Annotated in this window: 16 protein-coding genes; 11 read left to right on the top strand and 5 right to left on the bottom strand. The window is 72.2% G+C overall.

The window, feature by feature from the left end; genetic code table 11:
- Positions 1-282 precede the first annotated feature (282 nt).
- On the top strand, positions 283-1,788 hold the full coding sequence (locus tag OG875_RS06400) for a DUF4153 domain-containing protein (protein ID WP_443079245.1): 1,506 nt from the start codon (positions 283-285) through the stop codon (positions 1,786-1,788).
- Between the two features lie 136 nt (positions 1,789-1,924).
- Here OG875_RS06400 and OG875_RS06395 read toward each other — a convergent pair whose 3' ends face one another.
- A complete protein-coding gene (locus OG875_RS06395; RefSeq protein WP_330173262.1) occupies positions 1,925-2,617 on the bottom strand; it encodes an HAD family hydrolase in 693 nt (230 codons plus the stop codon).
- Between the two features lie 222 nt (positions 2,618-2,839).
- On the bottom strand, positions 2,840-3,697 hold the full coding sequence (locus OG875_RS06390) for a ScbA/BarX family gamma-butyrolactone biosynthesis protein (protein WP_330173261.1): 858 nt from the start codon (positions 3,695-3,697) through the stop codon (positions 2,840-2,842).
- Positions 3,698-3,867: 170 nt separating this feature from the next.
- Here OG875_RS06390 and OG875_RS06385 point away from each other — a divergent pair, with 170 nt between their 5' ends.
- The 3 genes from OG875_RS06385 (at position 3,868) to OG875_RS06375 (ending at position 6,439) form a co-directional block, all read left to right on the top strand.
- A complete protein-coding gene (locus tag OG875_RS06385) occupies positions 3,868-4,620 on the top strand; it encodes a ScbR family autoregulator-binding transcription factor (protein ID WP_330177617.1) in 753 nt (250 codons plus the stop codon).
- A 282-nt stretch (positions 4,621-4,902) separates the two neighbouring features.
- Entirely contained in the window at positions 4,903-5,619 is a 717-nt protein-coding gene (locus OG875_RS06380; protein ID WP_330173260.1) for a ribonuclease HII, read from the top strand.
- A gap of 178 nt (positions 5,620-5,797) precedes the next feature.
- On the top strand, positions 5,798-6,439 hold the full coding sequence (locus tag OG875_RS06375) for a hypothetical protein (RefSeq protein ID WP_330173259.1): 642 nt from the start codon (positions 5,798-5,800) through the stop codon (positions 6,437-6,439).
- A gap of 105 nt (positions 6,440-6,544) precedes the next feature.
- Here OG875_RS06375 and OG875_RS06370 read toward each other — a convergent pair whose 3' ends face one another.
- Positions 6,545-7,171, bottom strand: a complete 627-nt coding sequence (locus OG875_RS06370; RefSeq protein ID WP_330173258.1) for a hypothetical protein — start codon at positions 7,169-7,171, stop codon at positions 6,545-6,547.
- 229 nt (positions 7,172-7,400) lie between these two features.
- Entirely contained in the window at positions 7,401-9,572 is a 2,172-nt protein-coding gene (locus tag OG875_RS06365) for a RecQ family ATP-dependent DNA helicase (RefSeq protein WP_330173257.1), read from the bottom strand.
- A gap of 110 nt (positions 9,573-9,682) precedes the next feature.
- Between OG875_RS06365 and OG875_RS06360 the strand changes: the two genes are divergently transcribed.
- The 6 genes from OG875_RS06360 to OG875_RS06335 all read left to right on the top strand — a co-directional run bounded on the left by OG875_RS06360 (position 9,683) and on the right by OG875_RS06335 (position 18,427).
- The gene (locus tag OG875_RS06360; protein WP_330173256.1) at positions 9,683-11,083 is read left to right on the top strand and encodes a DUF4192 domain-containing protein; all 1,401 of its coding nucleotides are present in this window, start codon (positions 9,683-9,685) and stop codon (positions 11,081-11,083) included.
- Between the two features lie 329 nt (positions 11,084-11,412).
- Complete coding sequence (locus OG875_RS06355; RefSeq protein ID WP_330173255.1) at positions 11,413-12,177, top strand: NUDIX hydrolase; 765 nt, start codon at positions 11,413-11,415, stop codon at positions 12,175-12,177.
- A 457-nt stretch (positions 12,178-12,634) separates the two neighbouring features.
- Positions 12,635-14,398 carry an ABC transporter ATP-binding protein gene (locus OG875_RS06350; protein ID WP_330173254.1) on the top strand — a complete coding sequence of 588 codons (1,764 nt, stop codon included), beginning with the start codon at positions 12,635-12,637 and terminating at the stop codon, positions 14,396-14,398.
- A 159-nt stretch (positions 14,399-14,557) separates the two neighbouring features.
- Positions 14,558-15,445 carry a FadR/GntR family transcriptional regulator gene (locus OG875_RS06345; protein ID WP_330173253.1) on the top strand — a complete coding sequence of 296 codons (888 nt, stop codon included), beginning with the start codon at positions 14,558-14,560 and terminating at the stop codon, positions 15,443-15,445.
- Positions 15,446-15,882: 437 nt separating this feature from the next.
- Positions 15,883-17,430 carry an RNA polymerase sigma factor gene (locus OG875_RS06340; RefSeq protein WP_330173252.1) on the top strand — a complete coding sequence of 516 codons (1,548 nt, stop codon included), beginning with the start codon at positions 15,883-15,885 and terminating at the stop codon, positions 17,428-17,430.
- 148 nt (positions 17,431-17,578) lie between these two features.
- The gene (locus OG875_RS06335) at positions 17,579-18,427 is read left to right on the top strand and encodes a S1 family serine peptidase (RefSeq protein WP_330173251.1); all 849 of its coding nucleotides are present in this window, start codon (positions 17,579-17,581) and stop codon (positions 18,425-18,427) included.
- 139 nt (positions 18,428-18,566) lie between these two features.
- Here OG875_RS06335 and OG875_RS06330 read toward each other — a convergent pair whose 3' ends face one another.
- Positions 18,567-18,797, bottom strand: coding sequence for a DUF7455 domain-containing protein (locus tag OG875_RS06330; RefSeq protein WP_330173250.1), 231 nt, complete (start codon positions 18,795-18,797; stop codon positions 18,567-18,569).
- A 432-nt stretch (positions 18,798-19,229) separates the two neighbouring features.
- On the opposite strand from OG875_RS06330, the gene OG875_RS06325 reads away from it, so the two are divergent.
- Positions 19,230-21,356: a DNA gyrase/topoisomerase IV subunit B gene (locus OG875_RS06325; protein ID WP_330173249.1), complete on the top strand. Its 2,127-nt coding sequence runs from the start codon at positions 19,230-19,232 to the stop codon at positions 21,354-21,356.
- The last annotated feature ends 95 nt before the right edge of the window (positions 21,357-21,451 follow it).

Here is a 21,451-nt window from a genome sequence, read left to right as displayed (position 1 = left end):
CCGTACGGGGCTAGCCTCGGCCCATGCCGCCTCGTTGATCATCACGGGCGTGCGTCTACGCGAGCCCGGGGGGCCTCGGCGTCGGCCCGGAGCCGTGCGCCCCGCCCCGGGCGGTGAGGGGGGCCGGTGCCGGACACGCCGTCGCAGATCAGTGAGGTGCCCGAACCGGCACCGGCCGGGGGCGGGGGCACCCGGGCCCGCACCGCGCCCCGCGGGCCGCTGGACCCGATCCCGCCCGACCGGCGGCCCCTGCGCCACACCCCGCACGAACCGCCCGCCTGGATCGGCGAGATCAGCCCCGCGACACCCGCGCCCATCGGCGTCGGCGCCCTGTGGTGCGTCGCCGCCACCGGCCTGCTCAGCGCGCTCCTCCTCGGCGACGGGTTCGGGCTCAACCTGCTGATCGTGACCGTCCCGGCCGCGCTCGCCGCCTACTTCGCCGCGCGCGACGCCGGACGGCGACCGCGCCCGTGGACCCTGGCCTGGGCCGCCGGCGGCCTCGCGCTGCTCGCCGTCCCCGCCCTGCGCGACGCGGCGTGGCCGACCTTCCTCGCCGTGACGTCCGCGCTGGCACTCGGTTCGCTCGCCCTGCACGGCTGCCGCACCTGGCCCGGCGTCGTCCTGGGCCCGTTCGGGCTGATCGGTTCCCTCGGCAGCGGCCTGGTCTGGGGTGCGCGCGGGGTGCGCCGACGGGCCGAGGGGACGCGCGGCCGGTGGGCGCCCGTCGTCCGCACGGTGCTGGTCGCCGTCGTCCTGGTGGTCGTCTTCGGCGCCCTCTTCGCGAGTGCCGACGCCGCCTTCGCCGACCTGCTCGGCGCGCTGATCCCCGACGTCTCGGTCGCCGACGGACCGTGGCGCGCGCTGCTCCTGGTGATCGGCCTGGTCGGGGCGCTCGCCGCCGCGCACACGGCGGCGGCGCCGCTGCGCTGGGACCGGATCACGGTGCGGCCGGGCACCGCGCGCGGCCGGGCCGAATGGGCACTGCCGCTGATCGTGCTGAACCTGCTCTTCGCGGTCTTCATCGGCGTCCAACTCACCGTGCTCTTCGGCGGTTACGACAAGGTCCTCCACGAGACCGACCTGACGTATTCCGAGTACGCCACCCAGGGCTTCTGGCAGTTGCTCGGCGCCACGCTCCTCACCCTGCTCGTGATCGGCCTGGCACGTCGCTGGGCGCCGCGCGACGGGGCCGGGGACCGTACGCTCGTGAACGCCGTGCTCGGTGTCCTGTGCCTGCTGACCCTGGTCGTCGTCGCGTCGGCGCTGCGGCGGATGGACCTGTACGTGGACGCGTACGGGCTGACCCGCCTCCGGGTCTCGGTCGCCGCGATGGAACTGTGGCTCGGTCTTGTGATCGTCCTCATCATGGCCGCCGGTGTGGTCGGCGGGCGCCTGCTGCCCCGCGCGGTGGCCGCGAGCGGTGCGCTGGCCGTGCTGGTCTTCGGTCTGCTCTCGCCGGACGCGCTCATCGCCGAACGCAACGCGGAGCGCTACCGCGTGTCCGAGAAGATCGACATCGACTACCTCCAGGAGCTCTCCGCCGACGCGGTCCCGGCACTCGACGCGCTGCCCGAACCCCTGCGCTCCTGCGCCCTCCAGGGCATCGAGCGGGAGCTGGGCGACGCGGACGAGCCGTGGTACGCGACCAGTTGGAGCGAGTCCCGGGCCCGGGACATCCTCGACGAGCGGCCGATCGACCCCCGCTGGGACGAGTGTTCACTGATCCCGCGCCACGGCGGGGCGGCTCCGCGCGCGTCGTACGACGACGGCCGCGCCGTCGACCGCTGACGCCCCGGCTCGCAGGTGCCGGCGCACCGACGGCTCGGCGGGCGACGGGGGTGGGGCTCCGGCCGGGATCCGGAGCCCCACCCGGAGGACCGCCGGTCCGGCGGGCCGTGCGGCGGCGGTGCGGTGAGGCTTCCCGTCAGCGGGTGGCCTGTTTGGGGATACGGGCGTCCGCCCATCGGGAGAGGTCCGGTTCGGCCAGCGAGGAGACCCACAGGTCGACCATCGCCGTGGTCTGCTCCCCGGGCCAGGGGCCGACGCCGAGAACCCGCATGCCCGCCCGTGACGCGGCCTCGACACCGCACAGCGAGTCCTCGACGGCGAGCGTGTCCGCCGGGTCCGTGCCGCAGTGGCGCGCGGCGGCGAGATAGACGTCGGGCTGCGGTTTGGGCCTGATGTCCGCGTGGGGGACGACGATGTGGTCGAAGTAGCCGCGCAGGTTCGCCGTGTCCAGGCAGGACTCGACGACCTCCAGCGGGCAGTTGCTCGCCACGGCCAGCGGGGCGAACGTGGCCGCGGACATGACCAGTTCACGGGCCCCGGGCATGGTCAGCGGGTTCTCGGCGACCAGGTCGCGGAAGATCCGGAGCAGGCTGTCGGTCATCTCCCCGATGAGGTCGGGGCGGCCGGTCTCCTCGGCCATGAGCCGGCCGCACTCGGTGTAGTGCAGGCCCTTGGCCCGGTCCGCGAAGCCCGGCGCCGCCGTGAGGCCGTACTCGCCGAGCGCGTGTTCCCGGGCGTCCTGCCAGTGCTTTTCGGTGTCCATGAGCGTGCCGTCGCAGTCGAAGACGATGGCCGAGGGGGTCCAGGAGAGGACGCGTTCAGAGGTCATGCGTGGCTTCCGTTCCGGAATGCCCGAGGAGGGGGGAGGCCGAGCACCGTAAGCGCCGCGTGCGGTCGCCGCGTCGGTCGCCCGCTCCGGGGCGGGTCCAGTTCCCGGTGGGTGCACATGAGGGAGGGCCGTCCCGAACTCACCCAGGAACATAACGATCGCTACGTTATGGACCGCAACGAAGCGTAGTCAAGAGGCCACTGGGGGTAGCGGGCGGTGTGTCTACCGGTAATCCAGGGCCCCGTAGGCGACGTAACGGCCCCCTTGCAGGACCCGGAAACCGCAGGTCCGGTGGTGCGCGGCGCACAGCACGCGAGCGGCCGGGGCGAACTCGGCGAAGCTCACGGTTTTCAGCCGTCCGGCGGTAGGGCGCAGGCACCGGCCGTCCGTTGCGAGCGCGCCGGCCTGCCGCGCCGCCTCCAGCATGACCATGCCGGGGACATGGTCCGAGGGATGGTCGAAGAAGAACGGGTGCCGGGGATCGGCCGGTTGCAGCCGTACGGCGCCCCTGGCGACGGAGAGCATCACGTCGCGCGCGTCGGCGACTCCGAGTCGTCCGAGGTCAGGACTGGTGGGGCGGCCGAGGGGCACGGGCGGACGCGCCGTCGTCCTGGCACCCCGCAGCGCCGCGTACCGCTCCGGGCTCACGAAGCGGGCCCCGCCGCCGGCCCGCGCGAACACCGTGCCGCCGAACCGGAAGGCGACCTCCATCCGCAGCCCGGTGACGGTGCCGTCCGCCGTGGAACGTATGTCGGACACCCGTACACGACAGCCCACGTCCGTGGAATTCGTGAGGGCGCGAGGTTCCGCGTCCGGATCGATCCGGAAGTGCAGATCGGTGATCAACGAGCGGAATTCCGGTGGCACGGCGTAATGGCGCAGCGGGACATAGATCCCGAGTTGGCGCATCGTCTCGACGACGATCAGCGGACTGTGGAGGTCCGTGCCGTCCCGGGGAAACGTGGGGTGCGAGCGCGGCCAGGAGGCCGCCGCCTCGAACACGTTCCGCCGTCCGTCCGGACATACGTCCGTGAGGAGCACCTCCGCCGTCGACGTACGGTGCACCAGCTCACGAGGCACGGTTCGTGACCAGCTCAGCCGGGCTTCACCCGTGACCGCACCCGCCAAATTCTCCATGTAATCAGAAGAACTCATACTCCACGGGTCTGCACTCCAGTCGTTTTCGATCATGACCGCGGTATGGGCTAGATTTCCCTGCGGAAACGCGACGGTGCGGCATCGGGGTGAATGTGCAAGGACGGGCGAAGGCAACACGGCGGTCTCTTCTGGAGACCGCTGCGCACCTGTTCGAGGAGCGGGGTTACGCGGGTACGAGCATCAGTGACATCAGCGCGCTCTCCGGCCGGACGAGCGGAGCGATCTACTTCCATTACGCGGGCAAGGAGAAGCTCGCACTCGCCCTCATGGAGGAGGTCTTCGCGACATGGCCCGCGCTCATCGCGCGCCACCGCGAGGTGGATCTCCCGGCGCTGGAGAGACTCGTCGGTCTGAGTTTCTCGGTCGCGCGCGCCTTCCGGGACGACGTCGTGGTCCGGGGAGGTTCCCGCCTGTGGGCCGAACGCAACTCCGTCGACGCGTCCTTGCCGTCTCCGTTCGAGGGATGGATCGAGACCGTGGTCGGCCTGCTGGAGGAAGCGGACGCCGAAGGCGCGCTCGCCCCGTCGGTCGATCCCCGGAAGGCGGGGAACGCCGTCGTCTACGCCTTCTTCGGACTGCACACCGTCTCCGACGCGTTGGACGGGCGGGAGCACATCGAGGAGCGACTGCACGACCTGTGGCTCCTTCTGCTGCCCGCGCTCCAGGCACGTCCCGACGCCGCCACCCTGCTCGACCGGGTGCGGGCCCACGCCCATGCCGGCGACGACGGAGCGGGGGCGACACCGCCGGGCGATTCCGCGGAGCGGGGCACCGCTCGGGGCGCGGCGGACCGCCGGTCCGCCGAATCGGCCGAATCGGCCGAAGCGGTCAACCAGACGCAATGACGGGCGACTTGCGCGGGCTTACGGCGCCCCCCGGTGCGGCGGCCCGCGGGGACGAGCACGAGCCTCGACCCATGGCGGGGCGGGCGGCGACCCACGCGGCGAGGCGGGGATCGACCCGTGTGACGAGGCGCGCGTCGAACCGTACGGCGAGGTGCGCGTCCTCCCGTACGGCCCCGCGCCGAGGGCGTGTTGGGGCGCCGGGCGCGCCGCCGCCGGGGCCGCGCACGGCTGGGGCACCCCGGGTGTCGGGCCGGGAGCCGGCGGCGTAACCTTGCCAGTGCCATGCCGTACGAACCACCCACCCACACAGTGGAGCGATCGCTCCGCGCCACCACCGGTGCCAGGATCATCGCTGGTGTCGACGAGGTCGGACGCGGCGCGTGGGCGGGACCGGTGACGGTCTGCGCGGCCGTCACGGGACTGCGCAGGGCTCCCGTCGGACTGACCGACTCCAAACTGATCACCCCCGGACGCCGGGCCGACATGGCGCGGGAACTCCGGTCCTGGGTGACCGCGCACGCCATAGGGCACGCCTCGCCGGAGGAGATCGACGACCACGGCATGACCGCGGCGCTCCGCCTCGCCGCCGAACGCGCCCTGAACGCGCTGCCGGTACGGCCCGACGCCGTGATCCTGGACGGCAAGCACGACTACCTCGGCACGCCGTGGCAGGTCCGCACGGTCATCAAGGGCGACACGTCCTGTGTCTCGGTGGCCGCGGCCTCCGTGCTCGCCAAGGTCCGCAGGGACGCCATCATGGCCGAACTGGGCGCCAGGTCCGAGGAGTGCGACGGGTTCGCCTTCCACGACAACGCCGGATACCCCTCGCCGGTGCACAAGGCGGCGCTCGCGGAACGGGGCCCGACCTCGCACCACCGGATGTCGTGGGCGTACCTCGACGCGCTGCCCCGGTGGCGCCACCTCAAGAAGATCCGTCTCCCCGCCGAAGCGGAATCGCCGGAGAGCGAGAGCGAGGGCCAGCTCGGCTTCGACTTCTGACCCCGACGACGTGCCCCCGACGTCCCGGTCCCGAACGGCGCGAGGTGACCGGTCTTTGTCCGATTATGTCCGATGCGGCCCGTGCGCCGCCCCGGTCGTATCCGACAAGGGCAACAGTTGGCACAGATGTGCCCACCCGACGGTGACTTGCGCGCCGACGTTTGATAGACATCCATCCATGCCTCTCATCCCCGAGGAGCCTCAGATTCACGAGAGCGCCCAGGGTCCTCACGCCACTTCGGCCACCGGCCGTAACGCGTCGACCCCCCGTCCCGTACCCGGTCCGCGTCCCCGTCCCGTTCCCGGGCCCCGGACCGCGGCCACACCGCGCCCCGGCCATCCGGGTCGCGGTCCCGCGAGGCCCGCACCGCCGGAGCACTCGCAGGTCCCCGCCGAGCGGCCGGCCGCCGCGGCGCCGGAGACCCGTACCGTCCCCCAGGTCCAGCTCGTCCCCGCCTCGGTGGACGGCGCGCTGGACGCCGCCGAGGAGGCGGTGGACCGGCTGCTGGACTCCGGCCACGCGCCGGGCGACATCCTCGTGCTCACCACGGGCGACCAGCACCCGTGGGCCACGCACGAACTGTCCTTCGGTGAGAACTCCTACTGGGAGCAGCACGACGCCGGCGAGGACGTGTTCTTCGCCGGTGCCCCGGCCGTCGACCGCGCGAAGGCGCGGCCCGTGGTCGTCGTCGCGCTGAACGGTGGCGGCGACGACACCGTCGCGCGTGTGCTGCCGACCGCGCGCGAGCGGGCGACGACGCTGCTCGTCGTGTGCGGTGACTCCGAGCGGGTCAACTCCGTGCTCGGCGCGGGCGTCTGACCCGTTCCCCGCCGGGCGGACCGGGATGACGACCCCCGGCTCCGCCGACCACGACCCGGTCGCCCCGATGCGGGCGGCCGGGCACGAGCCGTGGGACGTGAACGGTCAGCGCGCCGCAGTCCGCCGCAGCGTCTCCACCGCACCGCCTCCGGAGCGCACGGGCGAAGGAGCGGGGTCGGACACCGTGTCGGCCAGACTCTCGGGCACCGACTCCGAGTGGGGCCGCCGTCCGCCCCGGCCCTCACCCAGCACCTGCCAGCCGCCCCGCGTCAGGGTGATGTAGGCGCCGCAGCGCAGACCGTGCAGGGTGCAGGCGTCCCGCAGCCCCCACATCCACGCCCCGTCCTCCTCCGTCCAGCGCTCGTCGCCGTCACGGCAGTAGAGGAGCACGGCGGTACGCGCCGGTGTGCGTCGGCGCAGATCGTGCGGGATGACCCGGCGCAGATGCGCCAGCAGCGCGTTACGGAACTCCCAGCCGTCCACCGGTGCCGCCCGAGGGGTGAACGAGGCGCTGGCCGCGAGCCGTTCCTCGTGATCGAGCACGGCGACGACGGCGGTGGCCGGGAGCGGCCGGTGCCGGGAGTGCAGACCGCTGACGACTTCGCGAGGGTTGCGGAGCAGGGGTATGCCGGCCGCCGCCCACTCGGCGGGTTCGAGCATCCTGGCGAGGCGGGTGACGGAATCGGCTGTCGTGACGGAGGACGCTGTGGACGGAGCGAATCCGAAGGTCACGTTCCTCCCTTCGCATACGCGCCCACGGTGCGGGCAGGGTCGGATGAGGCGCGCCAGGGCACAGTCCCTCCGAACCACGAACGGTCCGACCGTGCGGGGGGCTTCCCCAATTCTTGCGGGCGGTCGGGCATGCGGCAACGAGCAATTGGCGCTCCTGGCCGGAATGGGAGGGAATGGCGCTCATATCCCTGCCCTGATTCTGCCCCGTCCGGGCCCCTCCGATACGTGGTCATGTCTGAACGGCCAGGACCAGCGGGAACACTCCCGCGGCGCCCGCCCGGCGCAGCAGCCGGGTGGCCACGGCCAGGGTCCAGCCGGTGTCGGAGAGATCGTCGACGAGCAGTACGGGCCCCGCCGCCGAGGTCAGGGCACCCGCCAACTCCGGTGACACGACGAACGCCTCGTGCAGCGCACGGACCCGTTGGGCGCTGTTCGTACGGGAGACAGCGGCGCCCTCGGTACCGGGCGCGTACTCCACCTCGCCCAGCAGGGGCATCCGGCCCACCTCGGAGATCCGGCGGCCCAGGGATCCCACGAGCCCCGGCCTGCTCCGCGAGGCCACGGTCACCACGCCCACGGGGCGCGCCGGTGCGTCCTGCGCACCGCTCGCCCAACCACCCGGCCCCCGCGCCCAGTCGGCGAGAACGCTCACCACGGCGTCCACCACGTCGTCGGGGACGGGGCCGTCCGGCGCCTGGGGAGCCAGCATCGGGCGCAGCCTGTTGCCCCACCCGATGTCCGAGAGCCGGCCGAGCGCCCGGCCGGGGAAGCTCCGCTCCCCGGCGGGAACGCGTCCCCTCAGATCGATGCCGATGGCGCTCAGCCCGGTCGGCCACATCTTGCGCGGCTCCACGTCCACGCCGGGCCTGCCCAACTCGCCCCGGGCGGCGTCCAGGGCGCGGTCCGAGACCTTGTCGGTGAACCTGGCCCCCGCGCAGTTGTCGCACCGTCCGCACGGCGCGGCCTCCTCGTCGTCCAGCTGGAGCCGCAGGAACTCCATCCGGCAGGCCGTCGTCGTCGCGTAGTCCCGCATGGCCTGCTGCTCGGCGTCCCGCTGGCGGGCCACCCACGCGTACCGCTCCGCGTCGTACGCCCAGGGCTGTCCGGTGCTGGTCCAGCCGCCCTTGACCCGGTGCACCGCGCCGTCCACGTCGAGCACCTTGAGCATCGTCTCCAGCCGGGTGCGGCGCAGCTCCACCAGCGGTTCGAGAGCCGGCAGCGAGAGGGGCCGGTCCGCATGCGCCAGGACGTCCAGCGTGCGCCTGACCAACTCCTCCGGCGGGAAGGCGACCGACGCGAAGTAGCGCCAGATGGCCTCGTCCTCCTTGCCGGGCAGCAGCAGCACCTCGGCGTGCTCGACCCCGCGCCCGGCGCGGCCCACCTGCTGGTAGTAGGCGATGGGGGAGGACGGGGAGCCGAGATGGACGACGAAGCCGAGGTCGGGCTTGTCGAACCCCATGCCCAGCGCGGAGGTGGCGACCAGCGCCTTGACCCGGTTGGCGAGCAGATCCTCCTCGGCCTGCTGCCGGTCCGCGTTCTCCGTACGGCCCGTGTAGGACGCCACGGTGTGACCGCACTGGCGCAGATACGCGGTGACCTCCTCGGCCGCCGCGACCGTCAGCGTGTAGATGATGCCGGAGCCCGGCAGCTCCACCAGGTGGTCGGCCAGCCACGCCAGCCGGTGCGCGGCGTCCGGCAGCCTGAGCACGTTGAGGCTCAGGCTCTCCCTGTCGAGTGCTCCGCGCAGCACGAGCGCGTCCGTGCCCGCGCCCGTGCCCAACTGCTCGGCGACGTCGGCCGTCACCCGCGCGTTCGCCGTGGCGGTGGTCGCCAGCACCGGGACACCGGACGGCAGTTCGGCGAGCATGGTGCGCAGACGGCGGTAGTCGGGGCGGAAGTCGTGGCCCCAGTCGGAGATGCAGTGTGCCTCGTCCACCACCAGCAGACCGGTGGCCGCCGACAGCGCGGGCAGGACCTGGTCGCGGAAGTCGGGATTGTTCAGCCTTTCGGGGCTGACCAGCAGCACGTCCACCTCCCCGGCGGACACCTCGGCCTGGATCGTGTCCCACTCCTCGGAGTTGGACGAGTTGATCGTGCGGGCGCTGATCCCGGCGCGGGCGGCGGCCTCCACCTGGTTGCGCATCAGCGCGAGGAGCGGGGAGACGATCACGGTCGGGCCGCTGCCCTGCGCGCGGAGCAGGGACGTGGCGACGAAATACACGGCGGACTTGCCCCAGCCGGTCCGCTGGACGACCAGTGCGCGCCGTTTGTCGGCGACGAGGGCCTCGATGGCCCGCCACTGGTCCTCGCGCAGGCGGGCAGCGCCGGTGGCGTCACCGACGAGGCGGGCGAGGACGGCGTCGGCCGAACCCCGGAGAGCTGCGCGTTCTGCGTTGGTCATGCCCCCATGCAACCCGATGGCCGGGACAAAGCGCGAATGCCGGAGCCGGCCTGTGGATAACGTTATCCACAGGGGTCGCGGGATTTCGGGTTCCGCGGGACGGTCGAGCCATGAACAAGCACAGCGAACCGACCCGTCCCGCCGCCGAGCAGCAGGTCACCCTGCGCAGCCCCGGAGAGCTCGCGGACGCCCTGCCGTTCCTGCTCGGCTTCCACCCGACCGACTCGATCGTGCTCGTCGCGCTCCATGGTGACGAGGGCCGATTCGGCGGGCGGCTGAGGCTCGGGATCCCGCGCTCGCCCCGCGAATGGGCTCCCGTCGCCGCGCAGTTGGCCGCCTGCCTGGTGGAGGGGAGCGAGCGGCGCGGTTCCCGCCCGGAGGGGATCGTGGCCTTCCTCTGCCAGGATCCGGAGCACGGTGCCGCAGGCCGGGGCGTACGCGACCGCCTGCGCCCGCTCGCGCAGGAGATCCGCACCAGCTTCGGGCGTCTCGACATTCCCGTGCACGAGGTGCTCTGCGTGTCCGGCGGTCGCTACTGGTCCTACTGCTGCCCGGACACCCGTTGCTGCCCGCCGGAGGGCAGTCCGCTTGCCCTGCCCGGCACATCGGTGATGGCCGCCGCCTCCGCCTACGCCGGAATCCGGGTGCGTGGAACGCTGCGGGAGATGGAGGCACGGCTGGAGCCCCGGCGCGACGTGGCGCACCGGGTGACGAACCAGCGACAGGCGCTCGACAAGGCGGCGGCCACGCTGGTGCCGCTGATCCTGGGCGGTGGCGACCGGGAGCGGATCGCCGCGTCGACGCTTCGCACCGCGCGTGAGCTGATGGACCGGTTGGCGGGGACCCGACCGGCCCCGGCGCGCCCGGACGAGGGCCGGCGGGCCGCCGTGGGCAGCGACGTGAGCCCCGACAGCGCCGACGACCGGCTCATCACCGACGACGAAGCGGCGGCGGTGATCATCGGCCTTCAGGACCGGGAGACCCGGGACCGGGCCGCCCGGTGGATGGAGGGCCCCGACGGTGAACCGGCACTGCGGCTCTGGCAGGCCCTGGCCCGACGCTGCGTCGGGCCCTACGAGGAGCACGCGGTCGCCCCGCTCACCCTGGCCGGCTGGGTGGCCTGGTCCTGCGGAGACGAACCGGAGGCCCGGGTCGCGCTCGGACTCGCCCTGCGCCTCGATCCCACCTACACGTTCGCCCTGCTTCTCCATCAGGCGTTCAACGAGGGGCTCGACCCGGAGACCCTCCGGCGCTGTCTGCGAGGCGACGAGGAGAGTGCGACGAGTCCCCGTCCACGCGCGCGGAGGCGGGCCGCGACGAAGAGGAGTACCCGGAAGCTGACGGAACGGGCGGTGGAACGGGCGGTGAGGAAGAGGGCCGACAAGAAGGCGACCGTCAAGAAGACCGCACCGGGGACGGTGTCGTCGCCGAGGCCCCGTCCGAGCCCGCAGACGGCGCGCGGTCCTGCTGCCGGTCGTGGCGGACAGCGGGAGACGACAACTGGCGGCTGACTGGGGTGCGGAACCGACGCGAAGCAGGACGGAGAAGCGATGGAGAAGCGATGGAGAGGAGGAGGGGAGCGGGGACGGGCGGAGGTGTGGCGGTGGCCGGGCGCCGCCCACCCCTCGGGGCTTGCGGAGCCGGGCCTGCGCCTGCCGTGTCCTCGCTCCGGCGGAGTCGGTCGGCCGGGTCCCCCGGAGCCGGGCGGCGGGGGAGGAGCGGCACCCGTTCTGCCACGGTGAGGGCCGGGACCCGGGGCGGGACGCGGGGGTGGGGAAGAAGTCGGCCGACCTGGCTGGAACGGATGTTTATCGTCAGGCAGACGACTAAGATCACCGGCATGTCGCCCTACGACCCGTCGGCTTACCCCGCGTTCGCAGTCACCGTCGACCTGGTCGTGCTCACCGTGCGGCGTCACGCCCTGTGCGCGCTGGTCGTACGGCGTGGTGAGACACCGTTCCAGGGGCGCTGGGCGCTGCCCGGCGGCTTCGTCAAGGGCGACGAGGACCTGGGCGCGGCGGCGGCCCGTGAACTGGCCGAGGAGACCGGCCTCCGCGCGCAGGACCCGGCGGCGCCCTCTCCCGCCAACGGCGCTCACCTCGAACAGCTCGCGACCTACGGCGACCCGGCACGGGACCCCCGGATGCGGGTGGTCAGCGTGGCGCATCTCGCGCTCGCGCCCGACCTTCCCGCACCTCGCGCGGGGGGCGACGCCAACAGTGCCCGCTGGGCGCCCGTGGAGGCGCTGCTGGATCAGGAGGGCGGCTTCGACCGGGACGGCGAGCAGCCCGTGCCGCTCGCCTTCGACCACGCGCGCATCCTCGGGGACGGGGTCGAGCGGGCCCGGTCCAAGATCGAGTACTCCTCGCTGGCCACCGCCTTCTGCCCGCCGGAGTTCACGGTCGGCGAGCTGCGACGGGTGTACGAGGCGGTGTGGGGCGTCGTGCTCGATCCCCGTAACTTCCACCGCAAGGTCACCGGCACCCCCGGCTTCCTGGTGCCGTCCGGGGGCACCACCACACGGCAGGGCGGGCGGCCCGCCCAGCTGTTCCGGGCGGGCGGGGCCACCGTGCTCAACCCGCCGATGCTGCGCCCCGAGGTCTGAGTTCGGCGCTCCGGGCCTGCCGAACGCCCGAGCCCGAACGCCCGAGCCCGGAGGACTCGGTCCGTGGCCGGGAGAGTCCCGCCCGGCGCCCGGCACGCGGCGCCCGGCACCTCCCCACCGACCACGGCGGAGCACGCCAAGGCGCTCGACGCCGGTAGTCCTCTCCGGCAGTCCTCTCCAGCGCGCCACGCCGCCACAGCGCCTCGCGAGGCGGCCCGGGGCGGCGGCGGAGCGCGCCCGCTTCGCCCCGTACGAATCCGTCCGCCGCCCCGCCGCCCCACCCCGCACCCCCGTCCCGTCACGCACCCCCCGTGACCCATGGCGTCGGCCGAACCGGTCCGCGTCCGGCGTCGGACACCCCCTGCCGAAGCCCTGCGCCGTAAGTCGGACATGTCGCGTTATCTTGCTGCGGTACCCATCCTGCCGCCGAGCGGTCCCACCTCCCGCGAGAGAAACGATGCTCCAGGCCATCGGACTCACCAGCACCTCCCGCCGCGACCTCCCGCCCGCCGTGGACGATCTGACCTTCGAGGCGCGGGCCGGACACGTCACCGCACTGCTCGGTGCGGACGGCGCCGGCAAGACCACCACCCTGCGGCTCATGCTCGAACTCGAATCCGGGCGCGGCATCACCTACTTCCGGGGCCGCCCCCTCCACCGCATCGCCCATCCCGCCCGCGAGGTCGGCGTCCTGCTCGGAGACGTGCCGGGCCATCCCGCCCGCACCACGAAGGGGCAGCTCCGCATGCTCTGCGCCGCGGCCGGTCTGCCCGCCTCGCGCGCCGACGCCCTGCTCGACCTGGTGGGCATCGGCGCCCTGCGCGACGAGCCGCTCGGCACCCTCTCCCTCGGTATGGACCGCAGACTCGGCCTCGCCGCCGCCCTGTTGGGCGACCCGCACACCCTCGTCCTCGACGAACCCGCCGCGGGCCTCTCCCCCCGCGAGAGGAGCTGGCTGCACGGGCTGCTCCGGGCGCACGCGGCCCACGGCGGCACCGTCCTCTGCGCCACCGGCGATCCCAAGGAGGCGGCCCGTATCGCCGATCGCGTCGTCACCCTCCACGAGGGCCGCCTCGTCGCCGACCAGGACGCCGCCGACTTCGCGCGGACCCGGCTGCGCCCGCGCGTCGTCATCCGCACCCCGCACGCGGCGCGCCTCGCCGAAGCCGTCAACCGCGAGGCCCGCGCGGACCGCCGTTCCGTCGAGGTCGTCACCGACGCGGGCGGACGGCTGACCGTCTTCGGCAGCAGCTGCGCCGAGTTGGGCGAGACCGCCTTCCGGCACGGCATCCTCGTCCACCAACTCGCCGACGAGACCGGCGACACCGGCCCGAGAGCGGCCGCGCATCTGGTGCCCCCCGCGCGCCCGGCGTCGGCGTCGGAGGCGCCACCACCGCCCGCCGGGCCGCGGAACGGCCTCCCGCCACCCCCGCTCGCCGCGCGCCCCGTACGAAGCCCGCTGCGCCCGTTCCGCTACGAGCTCCGACGCTTTCTCGGCGTACGGACCCCCTGGCTCGTGACCGCCGCCGTCCTGGTCGCCTCCGTCGCCCTGACCCTGCCGCTCGCCCGTACCGGCACCACCCCACTGCCCGGTCTGCTCGCGGCCTGGCCCGACTTCCTCCCACTGCCGCCCGCCGCCCTCGGCGCCGGTCTGCTCGGCGCGTTCGCCTTCGGTGACGAGTACCGCTACCCCGCCCTCGCCGCCGGGCGGGGCACCGTCCCGCGCCGTCTCGGCCTGCTGCTGGCCAAACTCACCGTCACCGGCACCGCCGCCCTGCTGCTCGCGGCCCTCACCGTCGTGGTCGCCTCACAGTCGATGCGACTGGTGTACGGCGCTGGAACGGACGTACTGCCACCGGACTGGCCCGCGCTCGCCGTCAGTTGGGCCGGACTCACCGTCGGCTGCGCCTGGGCGGGCCTGCTCGGGGCCGGGATCTTCCGGGTCACCGGCGCCGGGGTCGCCGCCGTCCTCGCCGTACCGGTCGTGGTCGTGCCCCTCGTACGGAAGGGACTCGCCGTTCCGTCGGCCCGTTCGATCGCCGGACTTCCGGCCCGGCTGCGCGAACTGGCCTGGCCGCGATGGCCGGAAGCGGCCGACCGCTGGCTCGTGGCGACCGGCCACGTCCTCGCCCAGCCCGTCGCCGCCGCGCTGACGTTGTCGTTGACGGGCCTGCTCTGCGCGTATCTGTTCACGAGCCTTCGCCGGAGGGCCCGTTGGTGATCGCCTGACGACCGAAGGAGGCACGCCCGCCCATAACTCCCCGATTACGCCCGCTTCTTTACGATAAGTCGTCAATCGAAGGGCGGGCGCCGATCACCCTTTCGTGTGCTTTTCACCAAAGACCTCAAGGGGCCGACGGACGGAGCCGACAAAGGATGCGTGAGTACCCTTGCGCACACCATGATGACCGCCGCCCGCTCCGTCGACTCCGGCCTCTCGGCCCCGGGTGGAATCGACCGCTACCCCTACGCGGAGGCGCCCGGCGCCGACCGCGTCCCCGTCCCCGCATGGGACGGCGGGGACAACGAGTTGGGCCGGGTGGGCCGGCGCTCGGCGGGGAGCCGGGGCCGTGGACTGCACGGCCAACTCGTCCAGCAGCTCGGCCAGATGATCGTCTCCGGCGATCTGGGCGCCGACCGCCCCCTCGTACCGGAGGAGATCGGCCAGCGCTTCGAGGTCTCCCGCACGGTCGTCCGTGAGTCGCTGCGCGTCCTGGAGGCCAAGGGCCTCGTCAGCGCCCGCCCCAACGTCGGCACCCGGGTCCGGCCGGTGAGTGACTGGAATCTGCTGGACGCCGACATCATCGAATGGCGGGCCTTCGGGCCCCAGCGGGACGACCAGCGCCGTGAGCTGACCGAGATGCGCTGGACGATCGAGCCCCTCGCCGCCCGGCTGGCCGCCGGCCACGGCCGCGAGGACGTCCAGCAGAGGCTGGCCGACATGGTCGAGATCATGGGGCACGCCATCGCCCAGGGCGACTCGATCACCTTCTCGCGCGCCGACGCCGAGTACCACTCGCTGCTGATCCAGCTCGCGGGCAACCGGATGCTGGAGCACCTCTCGGGGATCGTCTCCGCCGCCCTCCAGGTCTCCGGTGGCCCCGTCACCGGCTGTGACCGGCCCACCGACGTGTCGCTCTCCCACCACGCCCGGATCGTCGAGGCGCTGGCCGCCGGTGACGGGCAGGCGTCCGAATCCGCCATGCGGCAGCTCCTGATGGTGCACCCGGAAGTGGAACGCGTCGTTCCCGCGCCTCGCGAGCACTGAGCGCGTCCGGGTGCCGCGCCCGGACGCCGGACTCGGGTCGCGTACCCGGAGGCGCGACCCGGCCGCCGAGCCCGAGCCGCCCTGCGTGTGTTCCCCGCCGCCGAGCGGGAAGAACAAGGTCAGGACGGTCGGACGCGTACGTGTGGCGTGCCGCCGGCCCCCGGGTCCGGCGGCACGGACGTGCGATAGGACCGTTCTGGCCGCTTTGCCGCAAATGGGGTGTGACTCGGGCCACGTGGATTGGGCGTAACGCTCCACGAGGCAGGGCGATGACCTAAGAGGTGACAGCCACGGAGGGACAGCCGCCACGACAGTGGCGCCGACTCCGCTCCGAGGTCAAGCCCGCGCCGTCGGCACATCCCCAGTCGACGGTCGTCGGTTCCGCCCCGATCCTGGGGGGAGCCGGAAGCCGTTTCCATCGTTCCGAGAGGTTGTTCGTGTCGGCCAGCACATCCCGTACGCTCCCGCCGGAGATCGCCGAGTCCGAGTCTGTGATGGCGCTCATCGAGCGGGGAAAGGCTGATGGGCAGATCGCCGGCGACGACGTGCGTCGGGCCTTCGAGGCTGACCAGATTCCGCCAACCCAGTGGAAGAATGTTCTGCGCAGCCTCAACCAGATCCTCGAGGAAGAGGGTGTGACGCTGATGGTCAGTGCCGCGGAGTCGCCGAAGCGCGCCCGCAAGAGCGTCGCTGCGAAGAGCCCGGCGAAGCGCACCGCCACCAAGACAGTCGCCGCCAAGACCGTTCATACGAAGACCGTCGCGGCCAGCGCGGCCCCGGCCGCCGAGTCCGTGGAGACCCCCGCCGACGAGGCCGCCGCGCCCGCCAAGAAGGCGGCGGCGAAGAAGACCGTGGCCAAGAAGGCGGTGGCGAAGAAGGCCGCCGTCAAGAAGGTCGCGGCGAAGAAGACCGCCGGCAAGAAGGACGCCGACGACGCCGTGGACGGCGACGAGGCGGTCGAGGAGGTCCAGGCGGGCAAGGGCGACGAGGAGGAGCCCGAGGGCGAGAGCAAGGGCTTCGTCCTCTCCGACGACGACGAGGACGACGCGCCGGCCCAGCAGGTCGCCGTCGCGGGCGCCACCGCCGACCCGGTCAAGGACTACCTCAAGCAGATCGGCAAGGTCCCGCTCCTCAACGCGGAGCAGGAGGTCGAACTGGCCAAGCGCATCGAGGCGGGTCTGTTCGCCGAGGACAAGCTGGCCAACGCCGACAAGCTCGCCCCCAAGCTCAAGCGCGAGCTGGAGATCATCGCCGAGGACGGGCGCCGCGCCAAGAACCACCTGCTGGAGGCCAACCTCCGTCTGGTGGTTTCCCTGGCCAAGCGCTACACCGGCCGCGGCATGCTCTTCCTGGACCTGATCCAGGAGGGCAACCTGGGTCTGATCCGCGCGGTCGAGAAGTTCGACTACACCAAGGGCTACAAGTTCTCCACGTACGCCACCTGGTGGATCCGTCAGGCGATCACCCGCGCCATGGCCGATCAGGCCCGCACCATCCGTATCCCGGTGCACATGGTCGAGGTCATCAACAAGCTCGCGCGCGTCCAGCGCCAGATGCTCCAGGACCTGGGCCGCGAGCCCACCCCGGAGGAGCTGGCCAAGGAACTCGACATGACCCCCGAGAAGGTCATCGAGGTCCAGAAGTACGGTCGCGAGCCCATCTCGCTGCACACCCCGCTGGGCGAGGACGGGGACAGCGAGTTCGGTGACCTCATCGAGGACTCCGAGGCCGTCGTCCCGGCGGACGCGGTCAGCTTCACGCTTCTCCAGGAGCAGCTGCACTCGGTGCTCGACACGCTCTCCGAGCGTGAGGCCGGCGTGGTCTCCATGCGCTTCGGTCTCACCGACGGCCAGCCCAAGACGCTGGACGAGATCGGCAAGGTCTACGGAGTGACGCGTGAGCGCATTCGTCAGATCGAGTCGAAGACGATGTCCAAGCTCCGCCACCCGTCGCGTTCGCAGGTCCTGCGCGACTACCTGGACTAGTCCGCTTCTCCGCCCCTCGCGCGGCCCCTTCCTGAGGGCCCGGTATCCCGGTCGGGATACCGGGCCCTCAGGCGTTGCGGGGATGCGTTTGTCGGCTCAATGGGTGACTCTGTGTCAGTAGGTGTCACCGGAGAGTCAGGAGCCCTGTATGCGTCGCCCTATTGCCCGAGTGCTCACGGGAGGACTGGCCACGATCGCCGCGGGGGCGGTGCTGCCGCTCGTCTCTCCCGTGCCGGCCGCCGCCGACCGGGTGGTCGTCGGCGGCGAGCCGGCGCCGGCCGCGGAGAGTCCCTGGGTCGTGGCCCTCTCCAGCAGGGAACGGTTCGGGGACACCCGGGCGGGCCAGTTCTGCGGCGGTGTGGTGGTGGCGCCGACGAAGGTGCTCACGGCCGCGCACTGCATGGGCCGCGACGTGCTGGGGGTCAAGCCGGAGGACGTCACCGACCTGCGGGTCATCGCGGGCCGGGAGGAGCTGCGCGGGAAGGGCGGGTCCGAGGTCCGGGTCGGTTCCGTACGGATCGACCCGGCATACGACCCGGCGAGCCACGTCTCCGACCTCGCGGTGCTGACCCTGGCGCGGCCACTGCCCGCGCGTTACGCCGTCCGGCCCGCCGATCCGGGGACGGAGGCCCTGGCTCCGGGTACCTCCGCGACCGTGTACGGCTGGGGCGACACCACCGGTCAGGGCGCGTACGCCCCCTCGCTGCGCTCCGCCGCCGTGACGGTCCTGGCGGACTCCGACTGCGAGCGGGCCTATCCGGGGGGCTCAGGGGGCCGCTACGCGGCTTCCACGATGCTCTGCGCCGGCGACCCCCGGGGCGGGCGCGACGCCTGCCAGGGCGACAGCGGGGGGCCGCTGGTGGCCCGTGGGCGGCTCATCGGGCTCGTCTCGTGGGGCAGCGGCTGCGGGCGGGCCGGGAGTCCGGGGGTCTACACCCGGATCACCTCGGCGGTCGAGGAGGTGGCCGCGGCCACCGGGGAGCCCGGAACCGGCTGAACGGCGCCCCCGGCCCCGTGAGAGGGCCCGCGGGAGGGGTCCGCGGCGCAAGAGAACGGGCCGCCCTTCCGGTTTCCCGGAGTGGCGGCCCGTCGGCCGGTCCTGGATCGGCCCTCGGCTCGTCGTGGATGTCGAGGTGTCAGTGTTCCTCTTCACCGGCGGCGGCCTGCGCGGCCGTCAGTCGGTCGGTCTCATCCTGTATTTCCGCGGCGATCTTCTTGAGTTCCGGCTCGAACTTACGTCCGTGGTGGGCGCAGAAGAGCAGTTCACCACCGCTGGTCAGGACGACGCGCAGATATGCCTGGGCGCCGCAGCGGTCGCAGCGGTCAGCGGCCGTCAGCGGGCTCGCGGGGGTCAGAACAGTAGTCACGTCGCCTCTTCTCTAGCTCGACGAGCTGTCGTACCAGGGTCAACATCCAACCAGGCCGAAAACGTTCCCGCTCGCGGCCTTTCCTCGAAACTTCTTCCCGAGGCGGCTGTCTGTTGCCGGTTGGCGGCGAATGAGCCGTATTGCTTCGCTTTACGGTTTCGCGTTGCTTGTAGGGGTCGATCCTCCCCGGCCGGCTTGCCGGTTGTTCATGAGGACGTGCCCGGAGCCTAAATGGTTCATGCCTGGAAGGGAACGTGATGTGTGCTTCACTCCATCGAGGGATCGAACACCCATACGAGCCTCGGCTAGCATGAGAATTCAATAGGGTGGCGCTACAACGGCTCTACCAGGCCTCTGTACCCTCTGAGCGGCGACCGACGCCGGGCCCTTACCCAGCGGGCCAGATTTCAAATTCAGCGAGGAGCGAACCGCGTGACCGCCGATACGTCCCTGCCGTCGAGTGCGCTGCTGACAGCAGACCGTGACGGTTCCAACTACACCGCGCGGCATCTGCTCGTCCTGGAAGGGCTCGAAGCGGTCCGGAAGCGACCCGGCATGTACATCGGGTCGACCGACAGCCGGGGCCTGATGCACTGCCTCTGGGAGATCATCGACAACTCCGTCGACGAGGCCCTGGGCGGCTACTGCGACCGTATCGAGGTCACCCTCCACGAGGACGGTTCGGTCGAGGTCAGGGACAACGGCCGCGGCATCCCCGTCGACATCGAGCCCAAGACCGGCCTCTCGGGCGTCGAGGTCGTGATGACCAAGCTGCACGCGGGCGGAAAGTTCGGCGGCGGCTCGTACGCGGCCTCCGGCGGGCTGCACGGTGTGGGCGCCTCCGTCGTCAACGCGCTCTCCGCCCGGCTGGACGTCGAGGTGGACCGCAACAGCGCGACGCACGCGATCAGCTTCCGCCGGGGTGTCCCCGGCATGTTCACGGAGTCCGGCCCCGACGCCCCCTTCGACCCGGCCAACGGGCTGCTCAAGGGCAAGCGGGTGCCCAAGACCCGCACCGGCACCCGCATCCGTTACTGGGCGGACCGGCAGATCTTCCTGAAGGACGCCAGGCTGTCGCTGGAGACGCTGCACCAGCGCGCCCGCCAGACGGCCTTCCTCGTCCCCGGCCTGACCATCGTCGTCCGTGACGAGCGGGCGCCCGGCGAGAGCGAGGGCGACGGCACGGTCGAGGAGACGTTCCGCTTCGACGGCGGGATCAGCGAGTTCTGCGAGTACCTGGCGCGGGACAAGGCCGTCTGCGACGTGCTGCGTCTGTCCGGACAGGGGGTCTTCAAGGAGACCGTGCCCGTCCTGGACGACCGCGGGCACATGACGCCCACCGAGGTCACCCGTGAGCTCGGTGTCGACGTCGCGATGCGCTGGGGCACCGGGTACGACACCACGATGCGCTCCTTCGTCAACATCATCGCCACCCCCAAGGGCGGCACGCACATGACAGGTTTCGAGCGCGCGGTGACCAAGACGGTCAACGAGGCCCTGCGCTCGGCGAAGCTGCTGCGCGTCGCCGAGGACGACGTCGTCAAGGACGACGCTCTGGAGGGCCTCACGGCGGTGGTCACGGTGCGGCTGGCCGAGCCGCAGTTCGAGGGGCAGACCAAGGAGATCCTGGGGACGTCGGCGGCCAACCGGATCGTCGCCAATGTCATCGCCAAGGAGCTCAAGGAGTTCCTGACGTCGACCAAGCGGGACGCCAAGGCACAGGCCCGCGCGGTGCTGGAGAAGGCCGTCGCCGCCGCCCGTACGCGGATCGCCGCCCGGCAGCACAAGGAGGCGCAGCGCAGGAAGACGGCGCTGGAGACCTCGTCGCTGCCGGCCAAGCTCGCCGACTGCCGCAGCGACGACGTGGAGCGCAGCGAGCTGTTCATCGTGGAGGGCGACTCGGCGCTCGGCACGGCCAAGCTCGCCCGCAACAGCGAGTTCCAGGCGCTGCTGCCGATCCGGGGCAAGATCCTCAACGTCCAGAAGTCGTCCGTCTCCGACATGCTGAAGAACGCCGAGTGCGGCGCCATCATCCAGGTCATAGGGGCCGGGTCGGGCCGTACGTTCGACATCGACGCCGCGCGCTACGGCAAGATCGTGCTCCTGGTGGACGCCGATGTGGACGGGGCCCACATCCGCTGTCTGCTCCTCACCCTGTTCCAGCGCTACATGCGCCCGATGGTGGAGGCCGGCCGGGTCTTCGCGGCGGTTCCGCCCCTGCACCGGGTGGAGCTGGTGCAGCCCAAGAAGGGCCAGGACAAATACGTCTACACGTACTCCGACAACGAGCTGCGGCAGACGCTCCTGGAGTACCAGCGCAAGAACGTGCGCTACAAGGACTCCATCCAGCGCTACAAGGGCCTCGGTGAGATGGACGCCGACCAGCTGGCCGAGACCACGATGGACCCCCGCCACCGCACCCTGCGGCGGATCAACATCGGGGACCTGGAGTCGTCCGAGCAGGTCTTCGACCTGCTCATGGGCAACGAGGTCGCGCCGCGCAAGGAGTTCATCACCAGTTCCGCCGCGACGCTGGACCGTGCCCGGATCGACGTCTGACATCCGCCCTGTTCCACCGAAACGTCACCTGAAGGGGTGAAGCCGGGGGAGACCCGAGCCCGGCATCCCACTCTTCCGCCCATCCTTGGGGCGCG

This window comes from Streptomyces sp. NBC_01498 (assembly GCF_036327775.1).
In the GTDB taxonomy this organism is placed as follows: domain Bacteria; phylum Actinomycetota; class Actinomycetes; order Streptomycetales; family Streptomycetaceae; genus Streptomyces.
This window is presented reverse-complemented; position numbering and strand designations above follow the sequence as displayed.